The sequence below is a fragment of the Sinomonas sp. genome, from assembly GCF_036848755.1.
Taxonomy (GTDB): domain Bacteria; phylum Actinomycetota; class Actinomycetes; order Actinomycetales; family Micrococcaceae; genus Sinomonas.
Genome location: NZ_DAIUJO010000137.1, coordinates 1 through 8,467, shown reverse-complemented (window position 1 = coordinate 8,467; position 8,467 = coordinate 1). Strand labels below are relative to the sequence as shown.

The window sequence follows — 8,467 nt, the reverse complement described above, 5'->3', positions numbered from 1 at the left end:
AGCCCGATGCGGAAGACTTTGGCAGCCCACTCGACCCCGCGCCTACACTTGCCGCTACTCGTTTACGCGGCCCACCGCCGCCCTCCCCAGTACTCGCTTTTCGCCGTCGCGGGTACGTGGAAGCGAGCCGAAGGGTCCAGGCCCGACAGCCCCCGAAGCCCTGGATGGCGCTGGTCGGCGCGCGGCGGAGTCGCGGGTGTACTCGGTCAACGAGGTCTCTCGGGCAGGCCATGAACCCGCTGCCGGGCCTCGCGACCGCCCCAATATTTCTCTGCCTGACGCAGGCGCCGGCGAGGAGCGCAGACACCGTTCGACGCCGAACGCCCTCCACCCCATATGCTGGCGATATGACCGTTCGCGACTGGGATCTTCGGCACTTCCGGCTCATCGCAGCCCTCGCGGCGGAAGGGAGCATCGGCGCTGCCGCGAGGGAAACGGGGATGGCCCAGCCGAACGCGTCTCGAACGCTGGAGCAGATGGAGCGCTCGGCGGGCTTCGCCCTCGCACGGCGGACGCCACGCGGAACCGAGCTCACCGACCGGGGCCGCGTCGTCGCAGGGCTCGCCGCGGATGTCCTCGAAGCCGCAGAGAGCGTAGTGCGGGCCGTCGAGGCCCTCGAACGCCCCCGCGGCGCCCTGCACGTGTGCGCGAGCATGACCGTCGCCGAGCACCTCATGCCTCAGTGGCTCGCGGCCGCACAGCAACGCCTCCCCGACGTGAGCGTCACCCTCGACGTCGGAAACTCGGACGAGGTCTTCGAACGCCTTCGTTCCGGTCAGGCCGAACTCGGATTCGTCGAGGGGCCGACCGTGCAGACGGGATTCCGGTATCTCGATGTCGCCCCGGACGAACTCGTCGTCATCGTACGTCCAGACCACCCGTGGGCGCGGAACGGCTCGATCTCACCCGAAGACGTCGCGGCCGCGAGTCTCGTCGTCAGGGAGCCCGGCTCGGGGACGCGCCAGACAGCGGACCGAGCCCTCGCCCCGTACGGCAGCGGGCCGCGCTTCGAGGTTGGGAGCAACGCAGCGCTTGCGGCGAGCGTCGCGGCGGGCCTTGGACCCGGCGTCGTGAGTCGCCTCGCCGTCCAGCTTCCACTCCGGAGCGGCCGGCTCGTGGAGGTTCCGATGCCCGCGCTCAAGCTGAGACGCATGCTGAGGGCCGTCTGGTCCGCGGCAGCACCGCTGCCGCGCTCGGCGGAGGAGTTTCTGCGGCTCGTCGGCATCTAGGCTTGGCACCATGAGCCCCGCACCCGAAAGCCGCTGGACCGCCGCGCGACTGGCCGACACCGCCGCCGAGATCGTCGCCGCCCAGGAGCCTGCGCCCATTGTCCAGGCGGGGCATCCGGTACTGCGGATGAAGGCTCTCCCGTTCGACGGCCAGCTCGACGATGCGCTTCTCAATGCGCTCATCGAGGTCATGCGCCGCACGATGCACGCCGCCCCCGGCGTGGGGCTGGCTGCTCCGCAGATCGGCCTCCCCCTCCGCCTCGCGGTCATCGAGGACATGTGGGCCACCGACGAAGACGTCGTCCGGGTGCGAGCCAGGACGCCGCTGCCGTTCTTCGCCCTGGTGAACCCCGGCTACGTGCCCGTCGGAGACGAGCGCGCCGAGTTCTACGAGGGATGCCTCTCGGTGCCGGGCTACACCGCGGTCGTGCGCCGCCACGCGCGCATCGAAGCGCGCTGGACGACTCCCGCCGGTGCTCGCCGAACATCCGAGTTCTCCGGCTGGCAGGCTCGGATTGTGCAGCACGAGACCGACCATCTGGGGGGAACGCTCTACCTCGACAAGGCCGAGATCCGGTCGCTCAGCACGAACGAGGAATACTCGGCGCGCTGGGCGCATCCGACCCCCGAAGCCGCTGCCCGCGAGCTCGGCTTCTAGGTCGCTTGTCCCGCAACCGCCTTCGCTCCCTCCGCGACATCGCCGGGGTTGGCCGACGTCGGCAGGTAACGCGCCCACCATCGGAGGATGTGCTCGAACCGCTGCTTGCGGTGATGGGGCGTCCCTGACCGGGAAAGCTCGTGGTTCTCTCCGGGGAACACGAGCAGCTCAGTCTCGACGCCCCGAAGTTTGAGTGCAGCGAAGTAGCGTTGGGCCTGCTCGATGGGGCAGCGCCAATCCTCCTCCGAGTGGATCACCAGGCACGGAGTCTCGACCTGACCAACGCGCGCCATGGGACTCTGGGCGTCCATCTGCTGCGGATCCCAGCCGGTGTACTCGCCCGGGAAGAACCAGCCGATGTCGGACGAGCCGATGAAGCTGACGGGGTCCAGGAACCCTCGCTCGACGATGGCTGCCCGGAAGCGGTGGTCGTGGGCGATCGTCCACGCAGTGAGGTATCCGCCGTAGGATCCGCCGAGAATCCCCAGTCGTTCGGGGTCGAGGGCAGGGAAGGATTCGAGCGCGGAGTGGAGGAACCCGAGGACGTCCTCGTAGTCCACGGTGCCCATGCGCCCCTTGATGGCCCTGCCGTGGTCCTCGCCGTACCCGGCGGAGCCCCGCGGGTTGCACATCACGACGGCGTAGCCCGCCGACGCGTAGACCTGCGCCTCATCGAACCATGCGCCCGTGTAGTGCGCGAACGGGCCGCCGTGGATCATGAGCAGCACGGGGTGGGGACCGTCGCCATCGGGCAGGACGACCCAGCCGTGCACGGGGGTGCCGTCGGCGCTCCGGCCCGTGAACTCGCGCGGAATGAGCGGCAGCGTCTCCTCGCGGAGCAGGGACGCGAAGTCGGTGAGCCGCTCGAGGCTGCCGTTCCGGACCGCAGCCACTTCACCGGGCGTCGCCGCGTCCGCGAACGCGACGACGATGTCGCCGTGTACCGCGTCGACGCCCGTGACGACCGCGTCTCCTTCCGTGAGGATGACACGCTCGCCACCCGTTCGGAACCCGACGAGGCGCACGGCGCCATGGTGCCGTCCCAGCACCAGCGCTTGGCCGTCGGAGCCGACGCGCAACGCGGCGGGCGCTTCGCCGAAGTCGTCCTCGTAGGCATCGCTGAGGCGGACGGTGCTGCCGTCGTCGAAAGCATGCCAGAACAGGTGGGTGCTTCGGCCGACGAAGTCGGTCCCGGAGTCGCCGAGAGAGGAAGCCAGCACGAACAATCCGGTGCCGTCGGGTGCTTCGCGGACCGCCTGGACCGAGGCTGCGTCTTGAGTCCCGAGTTCGACGACGCTGCTCTCGCCGCCGTGGACCGGCGTGCGGGCCACGTGGGCGCCGAGGGTGTCGACCGCCGTCGGGTCCACTTGCGACACGGTGTACACGAAGGCGCCGTCCGAGCTGAAGACGGCCAACTCGTGATCGATGCCGCCCGACGTCAGCTGACGCGCCTCGGGCAGGCCTGTCTCAGCGCCTTCTGCCACCTTCGATTCGGCTTGCTTCGCGCGCCCGCGCGCCGCGATGAAGGGCTCTTCCCCGACGTCCGGCACCACCACGACGAAGAGCTGGGTGCGCTGGTCGCCGGTGTAGCCCCGTCCGTTGAGCCGGTAGTTGAGGTCAGTGACGAGCCGCGGGTCCTCCGCCCCGGGCCCGACGCCGTCCATGCTGCCGTAGCGGCCGGCCTCCGGTTCCCGCGAGAGGAATGCGATCCGCCGGGAGTCCGGCGACCATGCAAAGTGCTCCACCCCGAGAAGCCTGTCAGTGATGGCGCGAGGCTCACCCCCGTCGGCTTCGACGATGAAGAGCTGCGGCCGCTCACCCGGGCTTGCCCTCAGGAACGCGAGCAAGCGACCGTCGGGCGAATACTGTGGCGCAGTGTCGCGGAAGCCGCGCGTGAGGCGCCGCGGGGCTCCGCCGTCGAGGGGAACCTCCCAGAGCTGCCCGACGGTGGCGTCGGCTCTGAAGTCGGGCCGCGTCGCACCGACGGTGCAGCGCGTCCCGGAGGGATGCAGGGTGGGGGCGGACACGGTCACGATGGCATCGAGTTGGCAGGGCTTCACGCCGTGAAGCCTAATCCTGACTGCCGCGACTAGCATGGAATGCGTGTCCCTCGCCGCGAAAGAGCTCCTCCGATGCCCCGTGTGCGCCGGCGGATGGCGCACATCGGACGGCGTTGGGCGTTCGCTCGTGTGCTCCGCAGGACATCGCTTCGACGCGGCCCGTCAGGGCTACATCAATTTCCTCACGGGGCGTGGTACCCGGTTCCGGCCTGACACCGCGGAGATGGTGGCAGCCCGAGAGCGCTTCCTGGCTGCGGGTCATTACGCGGCGGTGGCCGCAGCGGTCGCCGATGCCGCTGCCCCAGCCCTCACCGACGACGGCCGGATCGGAGCGGCGCTCGATGCCGGGGCGGGCACGGGGTACTACCTCGCCGCCCTGCTCTCCCGCGCCCCGGGTGCGCGCGCCGTCGCCCTCGATCTGTCCCGCCACGCACTGGGGAGGGCCGCGAAGCTGGCCGGGACGACCGCCGTCGTCTGGGACCTCTGGCGACCCCTTCCGCTGCCCGATGGCGCGGTCGACGCGGTCCTCGACGTCTTCGCGCCTCGCAACTTCCCGGAGTTCGCCAGGGCGCTGCGGCAGGACGGCGTCGCGTGTGTCGTCACGCCGCAGGCCGACCACCTGGCGGCGCTGCGGGACGTCCTCCCCATGCTCGATGTCCCGCCCGGGAAGGCGGACGACGTCGAACGCTCGGCGGGTGCGCACTTCGATCGCGTCGAGGTGAGGTCCGTGCGCTTCGGCCTCGAGCTCGACCCAGAGGCCGCGGCGGACCTCGCCCTCATGGGTCCGGCAGGTCACCACGTCACGCGCGCTGACTTGCTCTCCCGCCTCCCCCACGGGCCGCTTCAGGCGGAGGGAGCCGTTGACGTCACCGTGCTCCGTCGACGCTGAGCGGAGCTTCCTTCAGGACGGCTGGGCGGACTGGCCCCGACGGGAGATCAACGGCCAGCAATCGCAGCGCGAGCTGGATCAGCGGACCGATGGTCAGTGCGAAGACCGCCGTTCCGATACCGACGGTTCCGCCGAGGAGCCAACCGAAGCCGGTTGCTGACAGCTCGAGCCCGCTCCTCACGACCCATACCCGCCAGCCTGTGCGTGCGACGAGGCCAGTCATCAGCCCGTCGCGCGGGCCCGGACCCAGGCCTGCCCCGATGTACAGGGCCGACGCGAGCGCGAGAAGTGCCAGCCCCGTCGCGAGGAACAGCACCTTCGCGACGGGCGACCAGACCGGAAGGACCGTGGCTGTGGGTATCCACGCGAGCCCCAGGTCGGCGAAGACGCCGATCAGCGCGGCGTTCGAGACGGTCCCCCAGCCAAGCCGCTGGCGAAGTGGGATCCAGAGGAGAAGGACGGCGAGGCTGATCACGATCGTGGAGGTTCCGAACGAGATGCCGAGGGTTCGGGCCACACCCTGGCCGAGGACATCCCACGGCGACGCCCCGAGATCGGCGCGGAGGATGAAGGCGATCGCAATCCCGTAGGCAGCGAGACCGCTGTAGAGGCGGACAACTCGAACGGGAAGGCGTCTGCTTCGAAGGAATCGATGAAGCTGCATGGCATCACTTCATCGCGAATTGGCCTCGAGTGATAGGGCCAATTCTGAGATACTGGCCTCATGGTTTCGATCACAGCGACAAGATTGGCGGCACTGCTCGGTCGCTGGCACCTCGGAGGGCCAGCGTATGTGGCGCTTGCCGACCGTATCCGCGTGGTCGCGCTCGACGGAAGGCTGGCCCACGCAACGCGGCTTCCAGCCGAGCGGGAACTTGCGGGGGTCCTCGGGGTGAGTCGGACGACAGTGTCAGCGGCCTACGCCCGGCTTCGCGAGCTCGGCGCCCTCGAGAGCCGCCGCGGAGCTGGCAGCTATATGGCACTCGGTTCGCGTCCCACCGCAGAGCCTGAAGGTCGGGGGATCGCCTGGGACTTCACCAAGGCGGCCATGCCAGCCGCTGGCCCGGTCGCCGCCTGCATCGTGGCGGCCGCCACGGCCGTCAGCGGCGAACTGCACCGCTCAGGCTATGAGATCGAGGGGTTGCCGCGGCTCCGCGAGGCCGTCGCCGAGCACTTCCGGCGGCGCGGCCTGCCAACCGACCCCGAGCAGATCCTCGTGACCTCCGGCGCGCAGCACGCTATAGCCCTCCTCGCACATTCGCTCATCGCGCCCGGAGACCGCGTCATCATCGAGCAGCCCACGTACCCGCACGCAATCGACGCGCTCTCTGCAGTCCGCGCAAGGCCCGTCCCCATCGCAGTCGACCCCCAGGCGGGGTGGGATCTCAACGAGGTCGCAGCAGCCCTGCGGGACGCGTCGCCCGCCCTCGCCTACGTCATCCCCGACTTCCAGAACCCGACGGGCGCGAGCCTCTCCGAGGAGGAGCGGGACCTCCTTGCCCGGACGGCCGACCGCCACGGCACCGTGATCGTCGCTGACGAGACGACGATGTGGCTCGACATCCGCCGCGGCCCGCGCGCACCCCTCGCCGCGTCCTCGCCCTCCGTCGTCACCGTCGGCGGACTCAGCAAGCTCGCATGGGGTGGCCTCCGCGTCGGATGGATCCGCGCGAGCAGATCCCTCGTTGCGCGCATCGCACAGTCCCGCGCCGACCTTGACCTAGGAACTCCGATCCTCGAACAGCTCGCCGCGGCCGAGCTCCTCGCTCGCGAGGACGATCTGGTCGCCGAGCGACGCGTACGCCTGCGCGAGGGGCTCCGCTCGATGCGTTCGGCCCTCGCCGAGCAGTTCCCCGAATGGTCCCCGCCGGACCCGGATGGAGGGATGGCCCTGTGGCTCGCCTGTACCCCATGGTCCTCGTCGGAGCTCGTGCTGGGTGCCCGGGAGGAGGGCCTTGCCTTGACAGCCGGGCCGCGCTTCGGCCTGCACGGCGCCTTCGAGGGACGCCTCCGGCTCCCGTTCACGGACAATCCCGAGAGCATCACGGGCGCGATCGCGGCCCTCCGCCGCTCGGCTGAGAAGCACGTTCGCGGTCGCCTCCACGAGCCGCTCGTCGCCGTGTGAACAACGCTTGGATTCCCGTGGCGAATATGTTATGCACTGGGCCCCCTCGGTGGTGTTCCGCTGGGCTAGGGTAGTGGAAGGAGCGGGGGGACGGAGGGTTCGGTGGACTGGATCGCGCATAACGCTTGGATGCTCTGGCTCGTCCTGGCCCTCGTTCTGGGCGGGATCGAAATGATCAGCCTCAGCCTCGTCTTCGCGATGCTCGGCGGAGGGGCCCTCGCGGCCTTCGTGGCGGCCATCCTCGGCGGTCCGACCTGGCTGCAGGGACTCGTCTTCGCCGCGGTCTCGGTCGGCATGATCGCATTCGTCCGCCCGGTCGCCATGCGCCACATGAGGCCGAGCATCGAGGACATCCGCACCAACGTCGATCGGCTGGTCGGCTCCCGTGCCACAGTCATGGAGGCCGTGGACAGCAGCAGGGGCCTCGTCAAGATCGGTGGTGACGTGTGGACTGCTCGCGCCGAGCGGGGCGAGTTCCTGCCGGGCGACGTCGTCCAAGTCGTAGCGATCGAGGGGGCCACCGCCGTCGTAGCGCCGGGCGGCGAGACCTCACCGTACAGAAGCTGACGGTCTCGCCCGAGCCGCAGCCGACCACCGTAAAGGGGAAACCATGGATGCTGGAGGAATTCTTCTTCTCGTCGTCGTCATCGCGCTCGTCCTGTTCGTGGCGACCGTCATCGGCCGCTCGGTACGCATCATCCCGCAGGCACGCGCCGGCGTCGTCGAGCGCCTCGGCAAGTACCAGCGGACGCTGAGCCCTGGGCTCACCCTGCTCATACCCTTCGTCGACCGGCTCCTGCCGCTCCTCGACCTCCGCGAGCAGGTCGTCTCGTTCCCGCCTCAGCCGGTCATCACGTCGGACAACCTCGTGGTCTCCATCGACACTGTCGTGTACTTCCAGGTCACGGATGCGCGGGCGGCGACGTACGAGATCGCGAACTACATCCAGGCCGTCGAGCAGCTCACCATCACGACGCTCCGCAACGTCGTCGGTGGGCTCAACCTCGAAGAGGCCCTCACGTCTCGCGACCAGATCAACGGCCAGCTCCGCGGTGTCCTCGACGAGGCAACCGGCCGCTGGGGCCTGCGCGTCTCGCGCGTCGAGCTCAAGGCAATCGAGCCCCCCCATTCGATCCAGGATTCGATGGAGAAGCAGATGCGCGCCGAGCGCGACCGCCGCGCCCTGATTCTCACGGCCGAGGGCACGAAGCAGTCGGCCATTCTCACGGCAGAGGGCGAGCGGCAGGCGCAGATCCTCAAAGCCGAGGGCCAGGCGAAGGCGGCGGTCCTCAGGGCCGACGGCGAGTCCCAGGCGATCCAGAAGGTCTTCGAGGCCATCCATCGAGGCAATCCGGATCCCAAGCTCCTCGCGTACCAATACCTCCAGACCTTGCCCAAGATCGCTGAAGGTGGCTCCAACAAGCTCTGGATCATCCCGAGCGAGGTCGGAGACGCGCTCAAGGGGATCGGCGGCGTCCTCGGCAACGTCGGGCAGGCAGCCCGCCC

8 protein-coding genes are annotated in these 8,467 nt (G+C 69.5%); 6 read left to right on the top strand and 2 right to left on the bottom strand.

Translation table 11 applies throughout. The features are described from left to right. Window positions 1-347: 347 nt before the first annotated feature. Together V7053_RS16515 and V7053_RS16510 are read left to right on the top strand one after the other, a co-directional pair. On the top strand, window positions 348-1,229 hold the full coding sequence (locus tag V7053_RS16515) for a LysR family transcriptional regulator (RefSeq protein WP_334173365.1): 882 nt from the start codon (window positions 348-350) through the stop codon (window positions 1,227-1,229). Between the two features lie 10 nt (window positions 1,230-1,239). Continuing rightward, entirely contained in the window at window positions 1,240-1,887 is a 648-nt protein-coding gene (locus tag V7053_RS16510; protein ID WP_334173364.1) for a peptide deformylase, read from the top strand. On the opposite strand, the gene V7053_RS16505 is transcribed toward V7053_RS16510, so the two are convergent. Beyond that, window positions 1,884-3,947, bottom strand: a complete 2,064-nt coding sequence (locus tag V7053_RS16505) for a S9 family peptidase (RefSeq protein WP_334173363.1) — start codon at window positions 3,945-3,947, stop codon at window positions 1,884-1,886. The two genes, V7053_RS16510 and V7053_RS16505, sit on opposite strands and share 4 nt — an antisense overlap. A gap of 43 nt (window positions 3,948-3,990) precedes the next feature. Here V7053_RS16505 and V7053_RS16500 point away from each other — a divergent pair, with 43 nt between their 5' ends. Then, window positions 3,991-4,836 carry a methyltransferase domain-containing protein gene (locus V7053_RS16500; RefSeq protein ID WP_334173362.1) on the top strand — a complete coding sequence of 282 codons (846 nt, stop codon included), beginning with the start codon at window positions 3,991-3,993 and terminating at the stop codon, window positions 4,834-4,836. Here V7053_RS16500 and yczE read toward each other — a convergent pair. Next, window positions 4,814-5,500 carry a membrane protein YczE gene (yczE, locus tag V7053_RS16495; protein WP_334173361.1) on the bottom strand — a complete coding sequence of 229 codons (687 nt, stop codon included), beginning with the start codon at window positions 5,498-5,500 and terminating at the stop codon, window positions 4,814-4,816. The two genes, V7053_RS16500 and yczE, sit on opposite strands and share 23 nt — an antisense overlap. Window positions 5,501-5,560: 60 nt before the next feature. On the opposite strand from yczE, the gene yczR reads away from it, so the two are divergent. The 3 genes from yczR to V7053_RS16480 all read left to right on the top strand — a co-directional run. Further along, window positions 5,561-6,961, top strand: coding sequence for a MocR-like transcription factor YczR (yczR, locus tag V7053_RS16490; protein ID WP_334173360.1), 1,401 nt, complete (start codon window positions 5,561-5,563; stop codon window positions 6,959-6,961). Between the two features lie 102 nt (window positions 6,962-7,063). Then, the gene (locus tag V7053_RS16485) at window positions 7,064-7,528 is read left to right on the top strand and encodes an NfeD family protein (protein ID WP_334173359.1); all 465 of its coding nucleotides are present in this window, start codon (window positions 7,064-7,066) and stop codon (window positions 7,526-7,528) included. A 43-nt stretch (window positions 7,529-7,571) separates the two neighbouring features. Further along, window positions 7,572-8,467, top strand: an 896-nt coding sequence (locus V7053_RS16480) for an SPFH domain-containing protein (RefSeq protein ID WP_334173358.1), incomplete at its 3' end; no start/stop codon positions are given.

Excerpts from the sequence above, each read along its gene's own strand:
- yczR (WP_334173360.1), top strand. The coding sequence starts at position 5,561 with ATGGTTTCGATCACAGCGACAAGATTGGCGGCACTGCTCGGTCGCTGG.
- V7053_RS16510 (WP_334173364.1), top strand. The coding sequence starts at position 1,240 with ATGAGCCCCGCACCCGAAAGCCGCTGGACCGCCGCGCGACTGGCCGAC.
- yczE (WP_334173361.1), bottom strand. The coding sequence starts at position 5,500 with ATGCAGCTTCATCGATTCCTTCGAAGCAGACGCCTTCCCGTTCGAGTT.
- V7053_RS16515 (WP_334173365.1), top strand. The coding sequence starts at position 348 with ATGACCGTTCGCGACTGGGATCTTCGGCACTTCCGGCTCATCGCAGCC.